This is a genomic window from Konateibacter massiliensis, assembly GCF_900184995.1.
GTDB lineage: Bacteria > Bacillota > Clostridia > Lachnospirales > Lachnospiraceae > Lachnotalea > Lachnotalea massiliensis.
Window position 1 is genome coordinate 1,359,784 of the sequence record NZ_LT860099.1, and the last position, 26,080, is coordinate 1,385,863.

The 26,080-nt window shown below is 33.9% G+C and carries 20 protein-coding genes; all 20 read right to left on the reverse strand.

All coding sequences use genetic code 11. The features are described 5' to 3' along the window. Window positions 1–169: 169 nt before the first annotated feature. The 20 genes from CTY48_RS12090 to CTY48_RS12180 all read right to left on the reverse strand — a co-directional run bounded on the left by CTY48_RS12090 (window position 170) and on the right by CTY48_RS12180 (window position 26,074). Window positions 170–778 (reverse strand): histidine phosphatase family protein, encoded by a 609-nt coding sequence (locus tag CTY48_RS12090; RefSeq protein WP_099468737.1) that lies wholly within the window; start codon window positions 776–778, stop codon window positions 170–172. A 162-nt stretch (window positions 779–940) separates the two neighbouring features. After that, entirely contained in the window at window positions 941–2,341 is a 1,401-nt protein-coding gene (locus tag CTY48_RS12095) for a MerR family transcriptional regulator (RefSeq protein ID WP_099468738.1), read from the reverse strand. 94 nt (window positions 2,342–2,435) lie between these two features. Then, window positions 2,436–3,125: an aspartate/glutamate racemase family protein gene (locus CTY48_RS12100; protein WP_099468739.1), complete on the reverse strand. Its 690-nt coding sequence runs from the start codon at window positions 3,123–3,125 to the stop codon at window positions 2,436–2,438. A gap of 59 nt (window positions 3,126–3,184) precedes the next feature. Further along, window positions 3,185–3,631, reverse strand: a complete 447-nt coding sequence (locus CTY48_RS12105; RefSeq protein ID WP_099468740.1) for an HIT family protein — start codon at window positions 3,629–3,631, stop codon at window positions 3,185–3,187. 232 nt (window positions 3,632–3,863) lie between these two features. After that, a complete protein-coding gene (locus CTY48_RS12110; protein ID WP_180272720.1) occupies window positions 3,864–5,054 on the reverse strand; it encodes a Wadjet anti-phage system protein JetD domain-containing protein in 1,191 nt (396 codons plus the stop codon). Next, window positions 5,038–8,436 (reverse strand): ATP-binding protein, encoded by a 3,399-nt coding sequence (locus CTY48_RS12115; protein WP_099468742.1) that lies wholly within the window; start codon window positions 8,434–8,436, stop codon window positions 5,038–5,040. Before CTY48_RS12115 ends, CTY48_RS12110 begins: the two co-directional genes overlap by 17 nt. Continuing rightward, on the reverse strand, window positions 8,423–9,034 hold the full coding sequence (locus tag CTY48_RS12120; protein ID WP_180272721.1) for a DUF4194 domain-containing protein: 612 nt from the start codon (window positions 9,032–9,034) through the stop codon (window positions 8,423–8,425). Before CTY48_RS12120 ends, CTY48_RS12115 begins: the two co-directional genes overlap by 14 nt. 2 nt (window positions 9,035–9,036) lie before the next feature. After that, a complete protein-coding gene (locus CTY48_RS12125; protein ID WP_180272722.1) occupies window positions 9,037–10,503 on the reverse strand; it encodes a DUF3375 domain-containing protein in 1,467 nt (488 codons plus the stop codon). 799 nt (window positions 10,504–11,302) lie between these two features. Beyond that, complete coding sequence (locus tag CTY48_RS12130; RefSeq protein WP_099468745.1) at window positions 11,303–12,925, reverse strand: DUF2326 domain-containing protein; 1,623 nt, start codon at window positions 12,923–12,925, stop codon at window positions 11,303–11,305. Next, window positions 12,903–13,142: an ABC-three component system middle component 7 gene (locus CTY48_RS12135; protein ID WP_099468746.1), complete on the reverse strand. Its 240-nt coding sequence runs from the start codon at window positions 13,140–13,142 to the stop codon at window positions 12,903–12,905. Before CTY48_RS12135 ends, CTY48_RS12130 begins: the two co-directional genes overlap by 23 nt. After that, window positions 13,139–13,900, reverse strand: coding sequence for an ABC-three component system protein (locus tag CTY48_RS12140; RefSeq protein WP_099468747.1), 762 nt, complete (start codon window positions 13,898–13,900; stop codon window positions 13,139–13,141). Before CTY48_RS12140 ends, CTY48_RS12135 begins: the two co-directional genes overlap by 4 nt. A gap of 532 nt (window positions 13,901–14,432) precedes the next feature. Then, on the reverse strand, window positions 14,433–14,789 hold the full coding sequence (locus CTY48_RS12145) for a type II toxin-antitoxin system RnlB family antitoxin (protein WP_099468748.1): 357 nt from the start codon (window positions 14,787–14,789) through the stop codon (window positions 14,433–14,435). A 21-nt stretch (window positions 14,790–14,810) separates the two neighbouring features. After that, on the reverse strand, window positions 14,811–16,496 hold the full coding sequence (locus CTY48_RS20005; RefSeq protein WP_099468749.1) for a ribonuclease H1 domain-containing protein: 1,686 nt from the start codon (window positions 16,494–16,496) through the stop codon (window positions 14,811–14,813). Between the two features lie 150 nt (window positions 16,497–16,646). After that, window positions 16,647–18,191: an ATP-dependent DNA helicase gene (locus tag CTY48_RS12155; protein WP_328587823.1), complete on the reverse strand. Its 1,545-nt coding sequence runs from the start codon at window positions 18,189–18,191 to the stop codon at window positions 16,647–16,649. Between the two features lie 3 nt (window positions 18,192–18,194). Continuing rightward, window positions 18,195–18,710, reverse strand: a complete 516-nt coding sequence (locus CTY48_RS19905) for a DEAD/DEAH box helicase (protein WP_236354912.1) — start codon at window positions 18,708–18,710, stop codon at window positions 18,195–18,197. Window positions 18,711–18,985: 275 nt separating this feature from the next. Beyond that, on the reverse strand, window positions 18,986–20,542 hold the full coding sequence (locus tag CTY48_RS12160) for a recombinase family protein (protein ID WP_099468750.1): 1,557 nt from the start codon (window positions 20,540–20,542) through the stop codon (window positions 18,986–18,988). Window positions 20,543–20,833: 291 nt separating this feature from the next. Then, window positions 20,834–22,210 carry a 23S rRNA (uracil(1939)-C(5))-methyltransferase RlmD gene (gene rlmD / locus CTY48_RS12165; RefSeq protein WP_099468751.1) on the reverse strand — a complete coding sequence of 459 codons (1,377 nt, stop codon included), beginning with the start codon at window positions 22,208–22,210 and terminating at the stop codon, window positions 20,834–20,836. 286 nt (window positions 22,211–22,496) lie between these two features. Further along, window positions 22,497–23,141: a DUF1287 domain-containing protein gene (locus CTY48_RS12170; RefSeq protein ID WP_099468752.1), complete on the reverse strand. Its 645-nt coding sequence runs from the start codon at window positions 23,139–23,141 to the stop codon at window positions 22,497–22,499. A gap of 191 nt (window positions 23,142–23,332) precedes the next feature. Then, on the reverse strand, window positions 23,333–23,734 hold the full coding sequence (locus CTY48_RS12175; protein WP_099468753.1) for a response regulator: 402 nt from the start codon (window positions 23,732–23,734) through the stop codon (window positions 23,333–23,335). A gap of 45 nt (window positions 23,735–23,779) precedes the next feature. Then, the gene (locus CTY48_RS12180) at window positions 23,780–26,074 is read right to left on the reverse strand and encodes a hybrid sensor histidine kinase/response regulator (protein ID WP_099468754.1); all 2,295 of its coding nucleotides are present in this window, start codon (window positions 26,072–26,074) and stop codon (window positions 23,780–23,782) included. Window positions 26,075–26,080 lie beyond the last annotated feature (6 nt).

Here is a 26,080-nt window from a genome sequence, read left to right on the forward strand (position 1 = left end):
AACTAAATAAATTAAATATTTATTTCTCCGATTTATAGAATTCTATCATCTTTCTTCCTGTACAAAAAACAAGGATGGCAAGTATCATCTCACCGTCCCCTAATAGAGTGTTCATGTTCTGTTCTTCAAAAAATGTCTAAATAGAATGTATTCTCTAACCTATTATAGCCTATGATTTATCAGCCCGCATTTTTCCCTTAAATTCTTTTTCAATATGGATATGCTCCTCTTTCCCAACAAGTGTTTCTCCTTCAAAATCAAGTTCAATAATGTAAGGCATCCAGTCTATTATTCTTAGAAACGAATCACAGCCATAGCTTGAATCATAAAAATTTAAGATTGTACTTAAGGCTGTTCCATGCGTACCTATTACAACGGATGTATCCTCATTTTTCTTTTCATTTTTTCTCAGTATCTCCATCAAAGCAGCAATATTTCTTTTCTGAACCATTGCAATGGATTCACCACCATTTTCATGGTATTGATGATTTTCCCACCGCTTCTGAAACATTCCGTGATTATTTCCATCTGCTCCCTTTTCTCTTTCCCTTAAACGTTCATCGGTATGTATTTCCTTTTTTAAATATGCAGCACTTTCCCCTATTGTATCAATACTACGTTTATACGGACTACTATAAAAATAGTCAATTTTTTTATCCATCAAAAAATTCTTCACTGACAACGCATCGATTTTTCCTTCTTTCGTTAACGGTCTTGTTCTATCATCTTCCCAATCGTATTCCGGCTGAGCATGACGGACAAAAAATACTTTTATCATAGACTTTTCCTCACCTTCTACATTTCCTCCCTTGGTAACACCACTCCGGACCTCTTATCGCGTGTCCCTTTCTACTTTGGGAAATAGGTGCCAATGAACATGAATATACCCGTCTCGCAATTCGTAATTAATCTTTTCAGCTTGTACACATTATATACTACCTCATTCCGCGATTGCTCGTATCTCATCTACATATTCATCCCAATAATCATAACTTAATTTCTTATGGAGCTTTTCCCAGCTATTTACTTTTATAAGAATACCCTGCTTCGCAAATTGCTCTGTCAACTGTAGAATAAAATCATCTTCGCCTTCCGGATATTCTTTCTTATCCAGATTTGAAGAACTGATGCCTCCCATTAATGAAATAGGCGTTCCATCTTTCATTATAATTGTATATTGCAGAGTCCCATCAAAATTCGCCGATAACATATAATAGCCGACATCCTCCCACGAATAACTTTTTGTCCAAAAGAAATGTCTTTTTGTAATTCCTTCTTCTGTTATACAATCATACCATGTACCATAAACAATTACGGTTATTATAAAAATAGCGACTGAAACTGCCATAACTTTCTTTTTTACACGTTCTGGAAGATGTGGCTGAAACCCTTTTTCCTTTGTAACAGCATTTCCAAACAGACCATGACTGGAATATAACCAAATGGTCAGGCAAAACAAATATAAAGCTACAATGATGTACAAAATGAAAGGGGAACCTGTAATAATATAATTTGTTTCTGCTCCCATTACATTGTTATAAATAATCTTTTCCCAAAATATCGGAATACCGATTAACAACAGAATAAAGTACATAATTAATCCCAGTAATTTCCACAATCCAGATAGCGGTATCTTTCTCTTTTTAACTTTTGGTGGCTCCTCGATTAATTCTTTTTCATTATATATGTAATTAAGAATATACATAGGTGAAGTAATACTGCTAATCACTAGAAACAGGACAAATGGGTATGCAAATCCATACCAAAAACTTCCCCACTTCCAGACAAATTGATAAGCAAGTCCACGAATCACACAAATCCCCAAAATAATCAAAAGTGCAATTAGCCATCCACGTTTTTTTACACTTCCATCCAAATCATAGAAAAAAACGCTGCTCCAAATGCTCTTAAATGTATTGCCCTCAAACTCAATGTAATCTTTCAGATTGTCATAAAAATCTCTTCCGGCAAGTTCCTCTTGTTCTACTATATTCCAGTACTTTTCAAAATCAAAGGACGAATTGCTATCTGCATCCTTTTCAATTCGCTTACAGACATCGATTGCTCCTTTTATTTCGCTCAACTGATGATTTAATGTAAGAATATTTTGGCTAATTACTGCTGAGATTGTTTCTTCCTCATCAAATATTTTCTTGATATCCGGAATAGAAATACCCAGCTTACGAAATAATATAATCTTCTTTAACTGCTCGACATCCTCTTTACTATAAGAACGATATCCATTTTCACTCCGTTCAGGTCTTAACAACCCCTCCGTCTCATAAAAACGAATATTAGCTCTCGTAATCTGAAGAAGCTCCTCCACTTCCTTTACTTTCATATCACGTTCTCCTTGCTTGCTGTAAATTTAATTTATGTTAGTTGTACATTAATGTATAAAGTCACTTTACAGTCAAGCGGTATTTATAACTATTTTAATAAATTGCATATTCCGCCGCTGCAGTAGCATGTAGCAGTGCTGTATCATATACTTGCAAAATACTATCTTTCTGCCTGATTAGCAATCCAATCTCGGTGCATCCTAGTATAACACCCTCGGCACCATTTTGTTTAAGGGAAACAATAATATTACAAAAGCATTCTCGGGATGTTTCATTGATATCACCCAAAATCAGCTCTGTGTTGATAATATTATGTATTTTATCAATCTGGTTTTCATCAGGTATTAAAACCTTAATTCCACGGTCAGTTAATATTTTTTTGTAAAAATCCTTTTCCATTGTAAAACGTGTACCAAGCAACCCTACTGTCTTAATATTATCCTCAAGAAGTCTGTCCGCCATAACTTCTGCAATATGTAAAAAAGGTATTGTAATGGCTTCTCTAATTCTTGCCTCAACAATATGCATTGTATTGGTCGCCAAAATTATGAAATCAGCACCTGCTCTTTGGAGTGTTAATGCCGCTTCGGCAAGAATGTCATCTGCACGGTCCCAATCATTATTCTTATGAATATCTTTTATATCTTGATATTGAATATTGTACAAAATGCACTTTGCGCTATAATAGCTGCCAAGTGTTCTATTTATATATCTGTTCAATTCAAGATAATATGTTGCTGTTGATTCCCAACTCATTCCACCGATGATACCTATCGTTTTCATTAGTGCCCTCCCCTTTTCTTGGCTAATCTCACATTCTACATAATCTCAACAATACGCTATTATTTTAAAATTCTTTCTATTTCTTTCTTAAGCTCTCTCGTTTTTTCCTCTAACTCTACCACAGACGGCTTAAATTGATCACTACACATTTCCTCCCTTGGTAGCAACCACACTGGACCTCTTATAGGTGTGTCTCCTTCTACCCTGGGAAATAGATGCCAATGAACATGTGTATCTCCATTACCTAACAATTCATAATTCATCTTTTCCGGCTTGTACACATTATATACCGCCTCTGCAACTAATGACATTTCTTCTAAATATTTCATTTTAAAATCATATGGAAAGTCATGCAATTCAGCCACATGCTTTTTGCACAAAAACAATGTATATCCCTTAAATCTTTGATAGTCACCCAAAACTACAAACCCTGTCTCTAGTTCACAGACAAAATATGGATTTTCACCTTCATTAATCATTTTAATTCTATCACAAATCAAACACATTAGTTTCCCTCCATTTTTTCACTTCTTTTAGAAATCTTTCTGCCAAGTATTTTTTCTTTCCCTAACAGCTTCCTTTATTATGCATATTTATGGTATAAAAGCGCCACCGTCTCACAATGCCTTGAGTGGGTCATCTAGATGCACACCTCAATCAGAATTCAAAAATAATGCAAACTATCATCTCTAAGTGCAATTTGCAGAAATGTACATTACTGTCACAAAAAATAAAATTCTAATTAAATTTTATCAAATTCTCTATAAATTTCTCCACAAATCCAAAGGCTACTCGTTCTTGTTCTAATCGAATCCCTTTTCCAAAATAATCATTTTGCAGCTTAGATACTAAGATGCTCTCTTCATAAGTCAAATTTTCAATTTCTGATAAATGTTGTTTCTCTTCGTTAACCCACATTTCTCTATGTTCTAACAGGATTTCCTCAGTCATTAAAAATGATTTTAAATTTGGTAGGAATCCTCTAGCAATACTTAAAATATTAAATCCGTGAGTATCTATATCACCCCAATAATATATCTTTTTATCAGCTATCCATTTAGCCATTTTGAAAATTTCCACCCCATAACCCTTCCCAAATATAATACAAGAATTTTCGACCTTTGGAAAACTTAAAAAGTTAATCTCATTTTCAGTAAAAAATATCTTTTCAAAACCTGGCCTCCACTGAGAGAATTCTTCAATAGGTACCGTGAGATCACTAATCCCTTGCCAAGTATACCTGCTATCAAGGATTCTAAATCGTATCATCTTAGGCTTTTGTCTGAGATAGAATTTCTCTTCAAAGTTTTTAGCAGACATATTCACTTGCTCCGTAGGCAATAGTATCTCAAGTAATTCGCCTATAACCGTTTTATTATTTTCAATAAACTTCGTATCAATACTTGGTATATCAAGCTGTCGTAAATATAAATAATGATTTGGGTGTGTCTCAAACCATTCCAGTACAGTTATAAACTTATCACAATCATTCCCTATACTTTTGATTAATTTAAACGGATATCGTAATATCCATTCTTGTAGACCTTTCCACCTTTGAAGTAAATTATGGGTATTTGAAATAAACAATTCAACTTCTCTCTGTTTATGCAAAATCTTAATTGCATCTTCCAACGAAGAGATTTGCGCATGGGTAGGTATTGAGTTTTTTCCAATAGTCCGATAATTTATTTCTTTTTCTATTAACTCATAACCATATCCTCTCTTTAATTTTTCTTTTTCTTTTAGTTGCGTTATCCAGATAATAACATTAGAAAAATATAAACTTAGCTCCTTATATGAAGGTGCATCTAATTTTATTACAAGTGGAAATAAATCATCCTTAAGCAAGCAATGCCTTAAAATATCTCCTTTTTTCCATCTATAATCAATTTTTCTCTTAATATCATCTGGTTTACTCCATGTTGACAAGCTCATTCCCCTCCCATTCCTTACGTTTTTGTCTGTAGACCTCCATTGTAATATTCTTAAGTGTAGACCTATGAGTGATATCAGAATATGTAACAAATCCCACATGGGAGATAAAAGGCTCTATCGTGGATATTTTAAGTAAAGGAGTCACAACTAGTAGCTGAAACTTCATCTGCTCAAATAGTTTTAAACCAAATTTTGCAGAATCATCAGAACTTTTCAAAAACGCTTCATCAATTACAACTAATCTAAATGATGAACCATCATTTTCAGCTCTATTAAGTCGATAGTTATATGCAAGACTGGCCGCAAGTATTGTATATGCAAGTTTTTCTTTTTGTCCGCCTGATTTACCATCTGAATCAGAGTAATGCTCATATTCCTCATCACTATCACGCCAACGTTCTGATGCTGAAAATACAAACCAATTGCGAACATCTGTCACCTTATTGGTCCATCGCCTATCTATGTCGCTAAATTGTGGTCTTCCCTTGAAACGTTCAATAACTTCTTTTATCTGAGTAAATTTGATTTCAGCAAGATCATTATCTTCAATACCTGCTGCCATCCCCTCCGTACAAGCCTTTAGCTGATTACGAAAATATTTGATATCTGTCTCCGGAGTCTCCTCACAAACAATTGTAATATATCTACCTAGATTGTAATCTATAGAGTGTAGAGATTCATTTATTTCCTTTATTCTATTGCGAATATTTGTTCTGTAACTAGATAAAACTCCATTAAACATAGATATATGCTGAATAATTTTACCTTGTAATTCCTGTTTAAAGTCTTCTTGATATTTCGGCAAATTATGATATTGTAAACGGTTTAGCAAATCATCATACTCTTGTATAGATTGGACATTTTCAGACATTTCAAAACTTTCTTCCGGATACTTATTGCGAAACCTTGCCATTGCCTTTTCTATTTCAGATTTAAGTGAAGATAATTCATTTTGCAGGCTATCACATTGAGAGGTAAGTTCCCTACCGTATTTCTTCTCTAAGGTTTCTGCATTATCAAGTGTCAGATGAACATTACCAAGAAAGCCCGTAAAATTTTGAGCAAGAAAATTATACGTCGACCTATCCGCTTCTGTCTCCAATCGTAATTTCTCCTGATTTTCTTGTTCTATCTTTCTATATCGTACTAGCTCATCCTTTAAAACACCTTGTTTCTCCCGAAGTTTATTCTCTTTGTCTTTCGTATTCCTTTCTTTTTCTTCAAGGGTTTCTAAGTGTTTTCTGAGTGTTTCTAAAATACTATTACTGTTTTCTAGTTCTAATATTCTCCTTTCATACTCATTTATCATTTTTCTTGTCGTATATACATCTAACTTCTTATAATCATCACACTGCCTGATATGCTCTAACGTAGATATGAGTAAATCTACTCTATCTTGCTCTTTTCTTATCTCGCCGTTAAGAGATTGCAGCTCTTTTAATTTCTTTTCAAGATTATTTGATATCCCTCTTAGCACTTCAATCTTTTTCTTGTTTGAAAAACCAAGTACATATCTAGCTCTATCGTCAAGCCTACTTCTATCATCCTTTTCATGACGAATATTAGATTTTATTTGCCCTTTTATTGTAATTGCCTTACTTTCTCTTTTAAACTCCAACATCGTTTCACAACAAATATGGGGAAAACGAACCTCTACTTCATTAGTAATCCAATCTGTAAATAGAGTGCCTGTCTTAATATCTAGTTTACTGGCAACAGTATTCTCATTTTTTTGTGCAAAGGCACTTAACAAAGACTTTTTCCCTGTTCTATAGTAAACAAGCTTTACTCCAAGGGGCTGTTTATCTACCCATAACGCCACATCATCATAATACTGTTCAGGTACTAATAGTGATAAGGCAAATCCATGTACCAATCGCTCTATTGCGCCCTCCCATTTTATATCCTTTTCTTTTACCTCTAGAAGTTCTCCCGCAAAAGGAAGGAGTTCTTTATTTACATTTATTGTATGACAAAGTTTTTCTCTAATATCAATTAAATTACTTTGTATATTTGAGCTACGTAAACGAAGTGATCCTATCTCTTTTCCAATATTCTCCTTCTCCCCTTTATATTTTTCTATTTCCATCTCTGATTTTGTCAATTTAGACTGTATACCACTTTTTTGCTCCTGAAATTTTTCTGATAATGTAGGAATTTTATTTACATTATCATTATAGATTTCAATAGATGTTGCAGAATTTAAATTTAAGTTCTTTGCCCACCCATTATATTTTAAAAGCTCATTTTCTCTACTAATAAGTTCTTCTTTCTTATGCTCTATTTCTCTTGATAATCGTTCAATTTCAGCTCCCCCATTTTGTGCAATTGAACTTTTAGTTTCTAAAATCTCTTTCCTGATTTGTATATGTCGCTGCTCTTCAGCAGATATATTATTTTTTACTTCATTAAGTTCTGCTTCTGTAATTTCTATTTTCTTTAAAATCATACTTGTTTTTCTTGAAGCAAACCATATGTCTACACACGCTCTCGCTCTATCTAATTCAAATTGCTTACTTTTTTTCGAGAAATGCTCTAACCCTTGGATATTAATTGGTTGCAGCACTTCTATTTGTTCTCTAGCTTTTACTACTGCTTCATATGAGCTATTTAGGTTATGATAGTGTTTTAATAACTTATCAATTTGCTCTTCCGTATTTTCTTTTTCCAACATACTATCACGAACAAAATCATTAAGTGCCTCGACCTTTTTCATAGAAATTGTTTGCTGAAACAGTTCTATAGCCTGTTCCGTTATATTTCCCATTAATCTTCTATAACACTCTGCATAAGACTTGTAATTATCAAAGAGCATTGCTCCGCTTTTTTTCAGATTCTCTTTAAGAGTCTTTACACTAGAATTAAATCTTGTAAAATCCTTGGTAACAAACAACTCTTTCTTAGAAACAACATACATTTTTGATGGAATACTTTCATTGTCCTTAAACCAAAAAAATATGGCAATCGTTATGGTCTCTTCTTGTATCATATCTTTGAATGTGGCAAGTATCGTAGAATAATTATTACTTTCTCTCAATGCTTCTGGTTTGCCCTTACCTTCAAAAGCATACTTTCTTCCATAATAGCCAAGTACATAGGATTTCGTATTACGCTCCTTGGCCGAAGCATCTGCTGCTTTATTATAGGCAATCTTTTGAGGAGGTACAAGCAAAGTTGTAAGGGCATCCACTATAGTAGACTTGCCTGCTCCCGAATCTCCTGTCAGCAAGGAAGTATTCCCATTAAGAGTAAAGTTCCAAACATCTTTATCAAAAGTTCCCCAATTATAAACCTCTAGATTATGCAAACGAATTCCTGAAACAACATCTGTGTCAATTGTTGGATTTATCCCGTTTATGAAATCAAACAAGTTCATTTTCTTCTTCTCCCTGCTGTGTATTTATAGAATAATAGTCCATATATTCCTGTAGCTTGTGGTCAAAATCCTCAAGCCATTGTGCATCAACAAATCCACGAACTATTGGTAGTATTTCATACTGTGAACCAGAGTCTTTGAGACAACGCATAAAACCCATTTCCACTATTCTTCTAATATTAAACTCAACCTCTCTTTTCAACTTTATCTCATCCGTTGAATCTTTTAGATAAGGGCGAACCTTTTCTTCAATTTCTTGCCTTGAAATGATAAATCTTTCATCACTGCTATTTCTATTAATCTCTATAAGCTCTTTGCGCAAAAGAACTAACATAAGACTTATTCCAAAACTCAATTGACGTCTAGAGATAAGGCGAGGTATTTCCTGTTCCTCATTATCATATTTACGTTGCATTAAGTAAGCATATCCATCCTGACTTTGAATAATTAGTGTTAATCCTATTTTTGATACATAATCTTCTATCTGCATTTGATTCTCCACGATATCATTCCAAAGCTTTTGTTGAGTCGTTTCGTTTACAGAACCTTTAAGTAAAGCTACTAACGAAACCGAAATTGATAAATTGTTTTTATCCACTACTATTCTCCCTCATTTCTATAATAGACTATCCTTGGTAAATCAACCTTCACTATTTCATTCTCTTCATTAATCCAGGCAATAGAATCCACAACATTCTTATTCTCTGCATAAACTCTCTTGTTATATTCAAGCATAAGATATGTCAGTAATTCAGTTAAACCATATTTTAGTGGATATTTTTCTATTACCCTTGCAAGTGTTACCTGCTTTTCATTTTGTATTAGTATATCAATACGTGAAATCAATTCTTCTTTATTCACTGATATATGTGTATATAATGCTTCATCCGATTCCATATGCTCGCCATAAGCAATTTCCTCATCAATAAGATTAATCTTTTTAGATGGTGTAAATAACACTCTATCAAAAGGTAAACTTATAGTTGGAGCAATATTATCCATAGTCATAAAATTCCCTTTAGGAATATTCCCCGCCAAAGAAATCGCCTTTATTTCTATCTCTTTTATAATCCTATTAATGTTACGTTCTTCCTCAATAAAATTCTCGTCTATATATCTTCTAAGCTGTTCGGACATAGCTTCTATAGTATTCCAAACATAGCTACTGCCTTTAAGCCAATCATCAGACATTCTATCAAGCCCACTACGTTTTATTGTCTCTTTGATTGGTTCTAAGGTTTGTAGATAATCTATAGTATTCTCTAAATCTTCTTGTGCTGTTCTAGACATAAGAAATTCAAAAAAAGCTTGAAAACTTTGCCCTTGTTCCGACTTATAAATAATGCTTTGGTCAGAAAAATAACTGCCAATCAACTCACCTTTCCCCTTGTCCCACTTAGCAATTTTTTCTCTCATACTTCGATTTAGATCGCGGAGATTCTGTTCAACCGCTCGAAAATCTGCCAATATTTCACGTGACATTGACATTGCCTGCATAAATCTTTCTTTTATTTGTGTAGAATCAAGGACTCTGATTTCACCTAACTTTGCACGATCAATTTCCTTCTCTAGCTCCGCTTTTTGACGTTCAAGTTCTTGTATTCTGATTTCTGGATCTGTCTGAGACTGTTCAGTAATTTGATGTAATAATTCAAATACAAGTATTAGACGTGATTCTGTACCAATGAAATTATTTTGTTTAAGATCCATAATCCATTCAATTGCTTTTTGAGCTGTAGACGTTAAATCATAATGGATTTCATCGCTATTAATCGGATAAAATCTTCTTAACCAACTATAACTATCATCTGCCCATTCAACTAAATATTCATGTGCAGTTTTATTATTCTCTCGTATATTTGGAATCATTTCCATATAAATTTCAAGATGATTTATAAGTACATTTTCAGGAATCTCTCTTTTATTCTCTGATACAAATTCCCTATACAAAAATGATACTACAAAAGGAGCGTTGCGAGCAGCCATAAGACGCCACGCTGGGTGATAACTCCTTAGATGAATTAGTGAGTCATATGCCATGTGTTCAAATAAATCAGGTCTATCCATAGCTCCCCTCCATACACTAAAATTATACATTTAATTGAAAATTTAGTTTTCTATTTAAATTTAACTATACCAGTTTCTCACAGGTTCCACAAGAAAAGCTTCCGAGAATTTTATAGGATAATATTTATATAATAACTATTTTTAGCATATTCTCTCAAACAATAAATAGTTCCAAATACCAGTTTCCTAGGCAAAACAGCCTTGGTCTTCACCTAGTATCTGACCCCCCTCTATTTATCAAAGCCTCAACCACACCCTATTTCTTCCCTTGACATCAACACCACGCACTCAGCGGTCCGCTGTTTCCAATCATCCTTCGCCTTCGGCTCGGCTTCTTGGACAGCTATCGCATGAGTCATTTGTAATCTGCTCTCGGCGTCCCTTCGGTCCTAGACAGCAGAACAACTGACTCAACATTCCACGAGCGTGCTAATTGGATACACACTCCCGACAACACGTCATAAATCGGGATTAAAAAATTGATGCAAACTGCCCTAACGTGCAGCTTATAGAATGGCATATTGCTGCTATAGAAAAATAAGATTTGTTTAAAAATAGAACTTAGAATGTTCCTGTTGATTTATGCTCTGCTCACTTTTCTATGGTAACTTTTCTCTCATCGACTATTTTACCACAGATTCTTAAATTATAATATGAATATTTGTCATCCAAATGAGCAGAATAATGCCCCCAATCATTTTGACTTGGAGGCATTATTCTAACCATTTACTCTTTTTGCTTCATACTATTTCATCTTATATATCAAAGCCCTTTCCTAATTTCCTTTTTATAATCTGGTTTATATTACCTCAGTCTTTTTCCAGTTCTTAATAAATAAAACTTTTTCTTTTGACAGCTGCAATACTTTATTCTTTTCAATTAAATTAGCTGCTTTTTCATTGTATGAATTAAGTTTGTCTATTGCAATGAATATTTGCTTTTCACTTTTACTATATAAATGAATTATATTTTCTAAAGCAAGATTTTCAATATTTTTCAATAATGGAAGATCATGTATAATTGCTGGTAAGCATGTCAATTCAAGCAATGCCAAGTCAAACGTAATAAGATTAGCAAACGCTGTGCCAGTACCAGTATCTCCATAAGTATTAAATGTATACTTATTTCCATGTATATTTAATGTTGGCGCTCTACGACCATCTGAATAAATTTCCTTATTTAGTTCATACATCTTAACATTAATTTGATTACATATCTCATCTAAAACTTGTTCTTTTAGGATATCTAGATTTTTAATTGCAGTCGTTATATTTTCTTCAATACTATTTTTCTTAGTATAATACCCATTTTCATCGTTTAATTGCTTGATTTCTGCAACCAATTCCACAATTTTATCTATTGCAAATTTAGGAGCATTTTTAACAGAAAGCTTTTCTTCAATTTCGTTATCAATCAAATGAATTTGCTTTTCTATTTCATTCATCTGAGCTTTTAAATCTTTTTCAGCTTCTTGTAGCTCAATTTTTAATATTTCCGTTATTGTCTTATGAAACCCATCAATTGCTTGAACACGTTCAATATTAAAATCAGGAAAATAATGTACAAATTGATTTAATTCTGTTTGAATATTTATATTCTTATTTTTAAGATTGGTTTGTGTCCGAATCAATCTACTTTCTAAACCATTCTTTTTAGCAATAAGTGCACTCTTCTCACGTTTAAGTTTCAAAATTTCCTTTGTTACAAGAGCCTCAATGTCTGTAGAAGCAGTCACAATATCTTTCTTTAACATTTCCAATTGTTCTGTGAGTTCAATAATCTTTTTTTCATTTTTTCCAAACAATGCTTTTGTAACTACATGTGGTATTAAATTCTTTTTTGCGGCATCTACCAAAGTTACTTTTTCACTTTTTAATGTTTCTATTTGTTCTTCAAATGCTTTTAAAACTTTATATTTATCAAACTGCTTCAATAATGCTGCTATAGACATAGCTGCTGTTTCTTTTTCAAAATATTGTATAGGCTTTCTTTCATTAAGATTCTCTTTGCCATAAATTCTAAAATATCTTCCAACAATACTTCTAAAGGATAAGTCAGCTAATTGGCATGAATATTGTTCTTGTAACCAAACTGTAAAGTTTTCAACTTTATCTGTGCTAATAATTTCAAATTTTTCATTACACTTTGATAAAAATTTATATTCACTAGTACTTCTAATAAAAAAATACCTCTTTTCATTAAACTCAAAAATGAATTTAAATTCATGATGACCCAATTGATCCACTGTATCATGATTTTTCTTTATATAATCTTCTCCTCCAAAAACAAAGTCGATAATCATTAACATAGTTGATTTACCGATAGAATTTGATGCTATATTATCTCCAACCACTGCATTTAACCCACTATTAAATATCACTTCTTTTTGTAGAAATTTTTCACAGTATATCTGTTTCAACATATTCTATCACCTGCACTTCCTCATTATAGTTTATTTTTTCAAGCGTAAAAAGCACATCTAATGTTAATATAAATTGATTTATGTCTTCAAAATGCTCTTTAATTTTGCAATAGAGTTCGCTAATACTTATGCTATTTTTACTAACCTCATCTAGAACATACACTGTTTTTGCAAGAATACTATCTTGAAATTTAATCAGCTTATTTGGAAGTATCATGAAAACACCTCACAATCCTGGATAAAATATGCTATTACTATTTCACAAGCCCGCTTAGAATAATCGCTGGTTTTTTCATTTAACCAATCAACTAAGGTTGCATAAACATTTTCTTGGCTCGGATTAATCTGCATACATTTATAGTAAAAACCTTTAATTTGAGATGCCAGGGTATCAAACTTATACGGTGTAATCTGATCCATCTCTATAAATAGTCGGTGAATATAATCAAAATAATCAACAACATCTCTTTTTATTGACCTTTTAATTACATAGGGTAATGTATCATTAGATTTTTGATCTATTTTTAGAGATTCATAGCTTAATGGAACAAGTTCCTCATCTATATCAACACCATTTAAACTTTCTAAAACTTTTGCAATCTCTGCCTCAACATGAAACATAGCATAGGTATCTTTTAATTCAGCATCTTGAATTAACTTTCTTTTTAAACGTACCCATGTGCGATATTCATCCACCGTCCTTGGCGTGTCAAATTTTTTATGACAAACTCGACATACGGCAATAACGTTTTTTAAATCGTTAACGTCCTCGCTCAATCTTTCCACATCTTTTAACAGTTCTTTTTCTTCTGACCTCGGATTCGCTGGATATATATGTGCAACTTCAAAAGATTTATTTATTTTTCCGTTTTTTCTGTAAACTAACACTCCACCACAAATTGGACATCTGCCATTAACTTCATTATAGAGTAACATTTTTTCGTTATCAGAAAACTCTCTACGATTATCTTCCACAATCATCCCCCTCTCTAAGTTTTTCTATATTTTACCACATAAATATACTTTTGTCGTCAGAAAATACAAGAATGTAACCTTATATTTATTAGGAATAAACTCATATCATCTTGAAAATGTTATTTAGGGAAGGATTATTCTTGTCACTTTGTCGTATAGAAAATTCACATGAATTTACTCGGAAAACATCCTCTTTTTTCTGCAACTCTGGCTCTTTTATTGATTCTATATTCTCTACAAAGGATTATCATTCTTTTATTTTGTTCCACAATATTCAGTAGATTTTCATTCTACTGAGTACTATGGCTATGCATTTAATACAGCTCTTGAAACCCACTTGTTTTATCTGCCACATTTACAATAAAATAATAAGTGTTTCTTTATAAATGAGCAGAATAAAGCCTCCAAATTTTCGACTTGGAGGCTTTGTTATTCTTATTTTATTTTCTATCTATCAATCTAAACATTAATTTTCCAATAATGAAAGCCCCTAAATCATCTATCCAATTTATGGGCCTCAGGCTATAACAATCTACACCATTCCTGCCTTTAATAAGTATTTAAGCGAATTTGGCAGTATACTTTTTTGAACTATATCTTCATTTTCCTTAAAATATTCATAACTGAGTTTCCTTATCGCTTCATCAATACTGTCGACTAATGAGCAGGACTGTAACTGGTTTCTCCCTGCTTCAAACTCACACCTAATATATCTGTTTTTCTTCACGCCATTAATAAGGGTTAAGTCAAAAAGCAAATTAGCTTTTTCAATCTTAATTTCTTCTTCTATTTCCTTAATAGAACTTAATGGATTTTCATAAGATGTCGCAATAATAAGGAAATCGTATGGTTCATTATTCAGTTTCAAAATTTCAAAGTTATTCTTCATAACGAACCTCCTTTCTCATCATCACTTATTTATATTCGTATATGAATTTTCAATCAAATTGAGTACAGTATTTATTATCTCATCCGCTTCATGTTTGTCTTCCAAAATTGTTGTTCCAATTAATATTTGGTCTGTGTGAAAAATAACATGTCTATTTCCCTTAAAATATACATATAACCTTTCCAATTCCGTCTGATAATCATTATCAGCAATTTGTATCGCTACATCAGGGCACAGAGTATCTTCATTATATATCTTATAGAAAGTATTCCCAATCGTAACATTCTTTAAACCAAACAAATATTTAATATAACCTTCCAACGCTCTTAAGGCTGGAAATGCATAGCAAGAATAATCTTCCAAATCTATATTAACCTTTCGCAAAGATATTGACGGAGAAAGTAATTTCAAAATCATCTCATCAACATTTCCATATGCCCTCGGAAGCAGTGTTTCCATTTCGTTCCTAACCTCACTGGTCTTAACATTTACATTATGGAAACTATTAATGCTATCTACTATATCATCTACTGATATATCATTACAATAGGAAAGAAAAGAAATTGCTTCGCTATATAAATATGCCGGCTTACCTTGTAATGTCACTGTACCCGTTTTATAAATATTGACCGTTAATCTATCGCCTATTTTGCTTGTAAAAACATATGTACTATGTAATGGTATATTTTCCACATCATGATGCTCAACTGTAACTCCATCTAACGAAGTAAGATATGCAACAATTTTTTCTGACCATTCTTTTGGTAATTTTTTAATTGAATATGTTTTTCCTTGAGTTTCACTTGAAAATGAACATTCTGACTCAATCAAAGTCTTTATGGTACTAGATATCTCTACATTATTTCCTGTAGGAGTAATAGTAGTTGTTCTATCATTATTAAAGTAAATATTTAACATTGCAGTCTTTCCTTCTGCTGTCATTACGCATCTGAATGCGTTACCTACCTGAGTTAATTCACTAGCAGTAAAGTTACTCCATTGTCTAGTTCCAGCAGCAATAATCATATCTACAATTTTTTCTCTGTCAATATAAATGCCCTTCTTCTTAGCCACCTGTTTTTCCTCCACAAGTATACTATCTATACTTTTTATTCCTAATGCATTCTTCGCCAATTGATCTGCAATTTCATTATATTTATCTCCAGAATGTGCCTTGACTTTCATAAATAAAATTTTAATCTTTTGACTAACTTCTTTATAATAATTAGCGTATGCAATAGTTCCAGCCTTTTTTGCCTTCCATTCACCATTGCACCATTTGGCTATTCCTTCATAATCATGATATATTGTAACACTATCTATATTATTTTCCAAACAATATTGCATGGCAGCTTCTGCACCTTTTATTTCACCTGCCACATTATTCATCTCTGCCAAATCGGAATCGTCATATCTATTTGATAAATGCAATTCCTTTCCTTCATATATAAAAACCATTCCATATGAAAAGGAATTTGAAGATGAATCATAGCTTCCATCTACATATGCAATAGCCTCAGATTTCTGCTGTTCAATTAGTTTTTTTTCTAGTACTTCACCTTTTAGAAATGCCTCTGCTTCTTCTTTCATAGCAAATCCTTTATATACAGCACCCGAATATCCATTTATTTGATTTTGGCATTCTGTCCAAGATGCATAGATTCCAGGAGTTTTTCCTACTTTAACTGCATAAAACTTCTTAGCCATTATTATCTCCTCAATTAGAATTTGACATTTTATCACACCTCATTGCATTAGTCAACACTTTTCCAATTTTATTATACCATATGATTTTCGAAAAAGATATAAATAAATTATACTTGCCTCTAATTCTTTGTTCAGATGCAATTATTCACCTTATGATACTATATTATCATAAAAATGCTTTAAAACCTCTATTTTATTAGATCTATTTTTTATCGGAAGTGAATTCCATATAATTTCTTTATACCTCGAACTAGAACTTTCTCCTACTCTTGAATCAATAATTGAGACTATTCCTTTATCAGTTTCACTTCGAATCAATCTTCCAATTCCCTGTTTTAATTTAATAACCATTTCAGGCACTAAGACTTCCATTAACCCATCATCGCAAATAGAACATTCATAATCTACTATAGGCTCTCTTACCGGAAAAGGTAATTTAAATATAATAACATGTGAAAGTGATACTCCTTCAATATTAATCCCTTCCCAAAAACTACCCGTTCCAAACAATACCGAATTTATATTTGTCCTAAACTTATTAAGTATTTCCGCCTGCTTTGAATTGCCCTTTGATATCATTAATTCAAACGATAAATCTTCCTTTGAAAGTCTATCAAACACTTCCTTCATATCTGTTTTGGCTGTAAATAGAATAAGTGCCTTTCCATTACTTATTTGCAGTAACTTAATTATTTCTTTTACACCTTCTTCAATAAACGCTTCCCTCTCCTTCGACGGATGTGGCAAATGTTCTGTATAATAGATCATAGCATGTTCATCATAATTAAATGGTGATTCTTTGGGTTCACAAATTTTTCCTGCTTCTGCTGAAAAACCAGTATTCTTAATAAAATATTTATAATTTTCTTTATAATCACTATTTTTCCCACTTGTAATCGTTGCGGAGGTTAGTATTGTTGTAATTTCTTGATCATGAAACAAGATTCTCTTAGTAATCTTATCGACTTCTTTTGGACACTTATAAAGTTTAATCCCTTTAACTTCCTTTTTTACTCTTTCGATCCAGAAAATATCCTCACTTTCGCTCCTATTTAACGATTTTAAAAATTCAACATCATCTTCCAATGCTTCTATTTCAGCGTCAAAATTTCTTCTGTTTCTATCTCCAACAAAATCTCCAAATGCCATTGATGCTTTGAATTGAATATCTGCAAGTAATCTTTCAAGTTTTCTGAAATTAGAGTCTATTTTTTTAACATAATACCTATCAATCTCCTGTCCTCTACATTTGGCTACTTTATCTTGTTCATTCATTTGATGTTGTAGAGATAAAAAAACAGCATCAATCAATCTATCGGCATTTTTAATTTCATTTAAAAAATTTCTATCTGCCAAACTAACAGCTTTACTTGCTCCATATAAAGATTGTTTTAGTCCATGCAGTGATATGGATTCTGTAACCGAAGATCTTACTCTGCTCTCTAAATTATGTACTTCATCTATAACTATTAGACTTAAATTTTCATTCATAAGCTGTGTTCTATAGTCAGATCTTTTCTTCATATTGATAGCTAATAAATCTTGATTACAAACAATAATACCATTTGTAAATGTCATTTTTCGTCTTAAATTATAATAATGACACACATCATGATAGCTGCATTTATCACGACAAATATTTGGGTTATAATCTTTGACATTAATTTTTCCCCATATACTATCCGGTATCCGAATACTCTAGTCTGCCCTTTCATAGCCAAATTTTAAAACCGTATCATATATGCCCTGCTGCTCAATATTTTCAGCTAAATACTTTATAGTAAAAAAATCGTCAAAACGCTTTTTACAAAGAAAATGTGTTTGACCTTTAGCAATTATAACTTCAAGATCATAATTAAGCATTTCCATAATCGTTTCAATATCCCCCAAAAACTGTTCCTGTAATGCTATTGTAGATGTTGCAATTGCAATCGGCTTTCGGTATTTTTGGTGATGGTAGAGTATCGGTACAATATATGCAAAGGACTTTCCTATTCCAACCCCAGCTTCAACCAATACATGTTTTTTCTCTTTTACCCCATCCACTATTTCACATGCCATATCCCACTGCCCATCTCTTTCCTCAAACCCCGCTGCGGTAGCTTTGTCTTGAAAAAAAGAAAAGACTTTCTCACCAATTTCTTTATATTTACTTTTTCTCTCTTCATGTGTTTCATCTGTCCACCCATCATAATATTTCTTGAAGATATCCATTCATTTACCCCGTATTTTTATTATAAGCTAAATAAGCTGACCCAACAGCCAACATCCTATAACTCGCCTTCATTATTTACTTTTATCTTATCTTTTATTATACCAGAACCTACGTTCTGTGTAAATACAATTTCTAACTTCAGATGACCTAACGAAGTTACCTCTGTTCCGCCTCTTACGCCAACAATAAAACGCCCAGTCTATCCCAGGCATTTTATTCTTACCATAAATTGGCGGGAACAACTTTTATCTATATTTATTACCATTCCTGCCTTTTAATCGTATCTGATAATCTGCTCCATACAGATTCCCGATTTAAACTGTATTTGTAACTTATCTGCAGAGACTACCTTGATATTACTGATTAATCTCCTCACAAGGTCATTATCAAACTCCGGTATATTGCAGGTATTGTTTTGTATGAAATTATCCATATCCTTGATCCGCTGCTCATAGCTCTCTTCCAATCTTTTTTTTCGTTTTGTCTCCATTTGCTCATCTTTTAAAACCTTGATTTCTTCCGCTATTTTCTGATACCGTTTGTCAAACTCATCACTGTAAGAACCTTTCATAGCATTCTCTGCAATTAGTGCTGTCATCTCGTCCTGCTTTTCCTTGATTTTAGCATCGTATTCATCTGGTTCTTTGCTTTGTCCATAACTTCCTAGCACCCTTATGACATTCTGCCGAAAAGCTCCTACAAAGTCTCCGTCATTGCTTGCTATCTTATGTATCGCTTCCATAACAGCTCTGTTTAATGCCCCCTCTTCCAGCGTCTCAGAATTCCCGCAACTCTTGACACCATTTTCCAATCGGTTAGTGCATCTCCATACAACCTTCTTTTTCCCATTTCTTGCCCAGGTTACCCTCCGGTATTCATGACCGCATTTTCCGCAGATTAAGATGGCAGTCAGTGCATAGGTTGACGAATATTTACTTTTTTTATTTTTCCTTCTTGTCTCTGCTGATTTGCACATGGACGCTCTGCGCATAATTTCTTCCTGCACCCGGTAAAAAAGTTCCTTTGGTATAATGGGTTCATGGTTATCTTCGACATAGTATTGCGGTACGATTCCTTTATTGATAACCTTGCGTTTCGTCATAAAATCCACTGTATATGTTTTCTGCAGTAAGGCATCTCCCATGTATTTTTCATTTCGAATCATTTTTTCAATTACCGTAGTCTGCCAATTATCCCTTCCGGTAACCGTCTTAATTCCTTTTTCCTCTAAATGCCTGGCTATTTTTCGGCAGCTGCTTCCCTCCAGATAAAGACGAAATATCAGTTTTACAATCTCTGCTTCTTCTGGTACGATGACCAGTTCTCCCTCTGCGTTTTTCGTATATCCCATAAATTTTTTATGGTTGACAATTAGTTTTCCGTTCTCAAACTTTCTTACGACACCCCATCTTGTATTTTCACTGATGTTCCGGCTTTCCTCCTGGGCTAAACTGCTTAAGATGGTAATCAGTATTTCTCCTGTTCCGTCTAAGGTGTTGATCCCTTCCTTTTCAAATACCACCGCAACATTCTTTTCCTTCAGTTTTCGTATCGTAATCAAGGAATCCACGGTATTTCTTGCAAACCTGCTGTTTAGAAAAATCAGTTCTTTTTCTGTTACAGAAAAGATTTCTTCTAATCGCCTTTTCAGATACTCCATCTGCATCCTGCTGATGACGATATCTACAATCTCACTATAGCTTCCTCTGCTTCTCCACTCCTGTTCACTTATAATCTGAACTCCATGACCTCTTGGTCTGTAGTTGGGTGGCTGCTGCATCTGTCTCTCCCAAAATTCAGATGGTGTATTGTTACAGAAAAATTTTCCCATGCTTTGCTCCTTCCAATAAAAAAAGCAGAACCTACTTTTTTATAAAATAAGTTCTGCTTTACATTTTCATCTGCATTCCGTCAGATTGATTTTTGATTGTTTTTGGTAATCAGAGTTCTACTCTTTTCCTCTTCCCTCCTCTTGCTAAAAATTAAAACCTGGCCATAAATTCCGTTTTTTTGCCCTGTGCATCTATGAAAACGGCAAAAAAATAGGGCCAAAAACCGCTCAAAAACCAGCCATTTTTAGCCCAAATTTCACTCTCAAACCACAACATCTTGTGGTCAAACCTTAATTTTTCTTCTTTTCACCACAATACTGCATCAGAATCACCGACTCAACATTCGCCGTACCAGCAAACATATCTACAGCCACAGCCTTCTCCACCTGATACCCTCTCTCCAACAACACCTCCAAGTCCCTCACAAGACTGGTTGGCTTACAAGAGATGTAGACTAATCGATCCACACCATACGCAATAATCTTATCCAGCGCCTTCGGATGTATTCCATCTCTCGGAGGATCCAATACAATCAGGTCGGGTTTATCCTCAATCGAATCGATAACTTTTAAAACATCCCCCGCAATAAACTCGCAGTTATCCAGCTCATTCAGTTTCGCATTCACTCTTGCCGCTTCTACCGCTTCCTCCACGATTTCCACACCTACTACCTTTTTGGCAACCGGGGCAAGCATCTGGGCAATCGTTCCGGTTCCGCTGTATAGGTCAAATATCGTCTTGTCCTGCGTCGTTCCCACATATTCTCTCGCTGTGTCGTAAAGCACCTCCGCACCAAGGGAATTTGTCTGGAAAAAGGAAAACGGTGATATCTTAAATTTCAATCCCAATAGCTTCTCATAAAAATAATCTTGTCCATATAAAATGAACGTCTCATCACTTTTTACCACATCCGCAAGACTGTCATTCACCGTGTGGAGAATTCCTACAATGTTTCCGTCCAGCTCAAGCCTTAAAAGCGCCTCTGCAAATTCCTTTAAATCATACTCTTCCTGAGAGCTTGTCACCAAATTAATCAAAAGCTCTGATGTCTGTTCGCCTCGTCTAACCAGAAGGTGACGCAAATATCCCTTATGACTCATCTTATGATAAAAGTCAATGCCTTTCTCCTTAAAATAATTTAATGAACAGGCTAATATCCGATTGTAATCTTTATCCACAATCTGGCAGTCCGATACGGTCACAATATCGTGAAAGCTTCCTCTTTTGTGCATTCCGAGCATCAATGGTCCATCCTTAACCTCGTCACCAAAAGAATATTCCATCTTATTTCGGTAGCCGAACTGCTTCGGGCTTCTCTTAATCCCCTCAAATACATACTCATCCTTGATAACAGAATCAAGTAGCTCCTTTACCTGACGCTCCTTCAGCTTAAGCTGCTCCTCATAGGAAATATTCTGGTAAGTACAACCGCCGCAGCTTCCAAAGTGAATACAGGTCGGTGAATCCAGCTCAAGCGGGGACTTTTCAAGAACCTCAAGAACTCTACCCTCGCCGCGTCCCTTTCTGATTTTATTTATAGAAAATCGAAGTTTCTGGCCTTCGACTGCATTTTTCACAATTACCTTTTTATCCTCAACCGCAATAATTCCCTTATTCGGAAACTGAACTTTTTCCACTATTCCTTCGTAAACTTGTCCTTTTTTCATAATATCCTCTCTATCTTCCACTATTTAAAAGCTACCTTATAACTGTTCCATACCTTTACAGTTACTCCCCTATTATATTATCAATCCCGCTATAACGCAATTTAATCTTAACCGAAACCAAATAATGTATCACCGTTCAGTCAAATAGATTTACTAGATTGTTATATAAATCTATGCAGTCTAAAGACAAGTTGCCAGACATGTCCGAGCAGAACGGCTTCGCTTGCCCTGAACAAAAAAAGTCCGGTAATTAACGGACTTAATCATACTAATGCATTATTAACATTTATTCAGATATTCTAAAATGTCCAATAATATCTGTTCTTTTTTCTAAAATATCTTCTTCATATTTTTTCTGCCAACAATCGTTATGATGAATCACATATGGTACATGATTAGAATTTCTTCTGTCAGATACTATTCCTATATGATGCTTGAAAACAACAATGTCTCCTCCTTGCCATTCTTCATAATCATTAACATCCGTTGTTAGATTAATTGTATTGTTCTGAAAATATACATACAAATTTTTTACACGTCTAAAATCAATATTAGAATCTGGCTCATCAATATCATAATTTTCAGGATATTCATTTACATCCTTTTCTAAAAGAATTTGTAAATCGTAACCTGAATTTTTCAAAGCCAATGCAACAACGTCTGTACATACGCCATAATGATCATCCGGATATCCCGTTTCATAATATTTACTTTTATATTTTGGGTGTGTATCAACATATGCTAATGCATTTTTAAGTATATCTGTTTGGTCATCAATTCCATCATTATCTTTATCAATTGTGCTTTGTATTTGTGATAATTCGGTATAATTTTGAGGCCTCTTAGAAGATGTATGTTGATAATTAAATGCTACAAATATTAATACTACAATAATTACACAGAGCAATAGTGTTGTTATTCTCTTTTTCATATTTTTTCCTATCCAACTATTTTTTATAAATTGCTTTACATTTGCTCTTCTATTATATTATCAATTCCGCTATAACACAATTTAATCTTAACTAAAGCCAAATAATACATTACAAAAGGAGGGCTGCTCATTCATGAGGGCTATTGCAAAACGACTGATTTTCAGTCATTGAGCAACAGCCCCCTGTTTCTTTATTTCTCTTTTGTTATCCCTAACTTCTCCAAAACCTCTTCGAACTTCCCTATATCAATTGGCTTCGCTGCATAAGCATTACATCCAATCTCAAAGGCCTCCTGAACAAACTGCGTTTCTGCCAAGGCGGTCGTCATAATAATCTTAGAGCGATTTTCAGGCTCCACTTCCTTTTGTTCCTCGTAGTCCCTGATATTCTTTAACACCTTAACCCCATCTACTTTAGGCATCATGATGTCAAGGCATATGAGCTGATATGGATTTTTGTCTTTCATAGACATTAAAAAGGCATCCAGCGCTTCCAGTCCATCCACTACCAAGTCACACTCTCCGTATTGAGAAAGAACCTTATATATGAATTTACGACTTACAAAATCATCCTCGGCCACTAATATCCTCATCTCTCTCTCCTTCTTTCTTCCTTATTTTTTATTCTCTTATATCGGTCAATATCCTGCATGATAGCACTGGTTATGAAAACAATTTTGTAATTCCACTCTGCAATTTTTAGCCTCCTCTAAATTTCCCCGTCTTATCGCCAGTTCTATTCGAAATGCCAAATCTTTTATATCCAATGCATCTATTTCTATTGCAAGATTTTTTATCTTATGTGCCGTCGCCTCTATGCAGGCAAAATCCTCCTTTTCTATTGCCAGCGCTATTGTAGGTATATTTTCAGATATTTCATCTAAGACTTCTTTAATGTCAGGATAAGATATATCACTTTTTTGAGGAAGAATATACCAATCCTCCTCCCTCGTGAACCTATGAATGGTATCGTACAATTCCCCCATTTGAATTGGCTTTGGCAGATATCCATCCATTCCAAGGCTCAAGAATCTCTCCCTGTCACCAAGTAAGGTATAGGCAGTAATCGCAATAATTGGCGTTTGCTTTGCCTGTCCTATTTCGAGTTCCTTGATTTTCCTTGTCACCTCAACTCCATTCATTTCAGGCATTTGAATATCCATTAGGATAATATCATATTTTTCAATCTGAAAAAGTTCCAATGCTTCCCTTCCATTGCTCGCTACATCTACTTCATATCCATTTTTAAGAAGCATTTTTAAAATGACTTTTTGATTGATTTTATCATCTTCTACCATAAGAATATGAACCGGTTTCGTCGGTTTTAAAAATACCGGTTCTTCGGCATCCTTTTTCTTCAGGCTGCCTTCTTGCTTAAAAGTTAAATAGAAATAAAACGTACTACCCATTCCTTTTTCGCTTTCTACCCCAATTCTTCCTCCCATCATCTCCACTAAACTTTTCGATATTGCCAGCCCAAGCCCTGTACCACTATAATTTTTGGTTTTATAATCCTCTACCTGGCTAAAGCTTTTAAATAATTTCTCTATATTGTTATCATCAATTCCAATTCCTGTATCCGATACTTCAAATTTTAATTCCACTTGCCCTTCTAAAGCCCTACTGGTAATGGAAAGGCTGATACTTCCTTCCTCCGTAAATTTTATACCGTTACTGATGAGATTGTTTATAATTTGGCGAAGTCTCATCGGATCTCCGATTAAAACTTGAGGAAGATTGGAAGAATAACTATAAATAAAATCAAGGCCTTTACTTTCCATCTTAGGAGCATGTATTTTCACGATTTCTTCTATGACTTCTTTTAAATCAAAGCTCACATTATCTATGGATAACTTTCCCGCCTCCATTTTAGAGAAGTCTAAAACATCATTTATAATTTTTAACAGTGCATTGGCACAGCCTTTTGCTGTTGTTAAATTATCTGTTTGCTCATAGTTTAACTCTGTCAGCAGCGTTAAATCAATCATTCCCACAATTCCATTAATAGGCGTTCTTATTTCATGACTCATATTTGCTAAAAATTCACTCTTTGCCTTATTTGCGGCTTCTGCTGCTTCCTTGGCTGATATTAAATTCTTCTCTGATTGCTTTAAATCCGTAATATCCACAAGAGTTATAACTGCATTCTTTACTCCTTCTTGCGAAAGCGGAGTAATGCTTGCCTTAAACCAAAATTCTTTTCTCTTATTGTCTACTATTAACGTCTTATGTAACTCTATCTTGCCGGTTCCCTGTCCCTGTCGTATTGCTAACGTAATTCCTTTTCTAAGCTGACAGTCCGTGCATTTCGGTCCATAACCGCATCCAAGGCTGTTATCTCTACTTCCTTCACAGGAAAAGCTATTGCCAAAATATTTTCCTAACATCCAATCTCTTGTTCCGTTTACATATTCCAAGGCAATTTCATTGACCTTTGTAATGTAGTATTCTTCATCCAGCATTACCATTCCCACAGGAGCATAATTAAAAATAGAGAGTAAGTTTTCTTTTTCATGTATATGTTCCTTCTCTAGATACTTCAGTCTTGTAATATCACGCAATACTAAAACTGTACCAATGATCATCTCTTCTGCATTTTTTACAGGGGAACAGGTAGCTGAAACATATTTTTTAGCTTCACTTTTTGTTATGATAATTGTATCATGGACGAGACCTGCAATCCGGTCATTGATTATTGCGTCGTTGATAGGGCTTTCTACCCTTTCTTTTGTTTCTCCATGCATAAAAATAAAAATATGATCAAATGCTTTTCCGATAGCCTCACTCATATTTATATCTGTAATTTCTTCTGCCTTATGATTCATGTAAGTAATGTTACCCTCTAGATCCGTTGATATAATACCATCCCCAATACAAGATAAGGTCGCCGCTGCATTTTTTATATTGTCATCGGGCAGTATATTATGATACATTACAAA

What these genes read in the sequence shown, in the direction of transcription:
- CTY48_RS12090 (WP_099468737.1), bottom strand. Translation starts at nt 778, where the DNA reads ATGATAAAAGTATTTTTTGTCCGTCATGCTCAGCCGGAATACGATTGG.
- CTY48_RS12095 (WP_099468738.1), bottom strand. Translation starts at nt 2,341, where the DNA reads ATGAAAGTAAAGGAAGTGGAGGAGCTTCTTCAGATTACGAGAGCTAAT.
- CTY48_RS12100 (WP_099468739.1), bottom strand. Translation starts at nt 3,125, where the DNA reads ATGAAAACGATAGGTATCATCGGTGGAATGAGTTGGGAATCAACAGCA.
- CTY48_RS12105 (WP_099468740.1), bottom strand. Translation starts at nt 3,631, where the DNA reads ATGTGTTTGATTTGTGATAGAATTAAAATGATTAATGAAGGTGAAAAT.
- CTY48_RS12115 (WP_099468742.1), bottom strand. Translation starts at nt 8,436, where the DNA reads ATGAACTTGTTTGATTTCATAAACGGGATAAATCCAACAATTGACACA.
- CTY48_RS12125 (WP_180272722.1), bottom strand. Translation starts at nt 10,503, where the DNA reads ATGGATAGACCTGATTTATTTGAACACATGGCATATGACTCACTAATT.
- CTY48_RS12130 (WP_099468745.1), bottom strand. Translation starts at nt 12,925, where the DNA reads ATGTTGAAACAGATATACTGTGAAAAATTTCTACAAAAAGAAGTGATA.
- CTY48_RS12135 (WP_099468746.1), bottom strand. Translation starts at nt 13,142, where the DNA reads ATGATACTTCCAAATAAGCTGATTAAATTTCAAGATAGTATTCTTGCA.
- CTY48_RS12145 (WP_099468748.1), bottom strand. Translation starts at nt 14,789, where the DNA reads ATGAAGAATAACTTTGAAATTTTGAAACTGAATAATGAACCATACGAT.
- CTY48_RS20005 (WP_099468749.1), bottom strand. Translation starts at nt 16,496, where the DNA reads ATGGCTAAGAAGTTTTATGCAGTTAAAGTAGGAAAAACTCCTGGAATC.
- CTY48_RS19905 (WP_236354912.1), bottom strand. Translation starts at nt 18,710, where the DNA reads ATGGATATCTTCAAGAAATATTATGATGGGTGGACAGATGAAACACAT.
- CTY48_RS12160 (WP_099468750.1), bottom strand. Translation starts at nt 20,542, where the DNA reads ATGGGAAAATTTTTCTGTAACAATACACCATCTGAATTTTGGGAGAGA.
- rlmD (WP_099468751.1), bottom strand. Translation starts at nt 22,210, where the DNA reads ATGAAAAAAGGACAAGTTTACGAAGGAATAGTGGAAAAAGTTCAGTTT.
- CTY48_RS12170 (WP_099468752.1), bottom strand. Translation starts at nt 23,141, where the DNA reads ATGAAAAAGAGAATAACAACACTATTGCTCTGTGTAATTATTGTAGTA.
- CTY48_RS12175 (WP_099468753.1), bottom strand. Translation starts at nt 23,734, where the DNA reads ATGAGGATATTAGTGGCCGAGGATGATTTTGTAAGTCGTAAATTCATA.
- CTY48_RS12180 (WP_099468754.1), bottom strand. Translation starts at nt 26,074, where the DNA reads ATGTATCATAATATACTGCCCGATGACAATATAAAAAATGCAGCGGCG.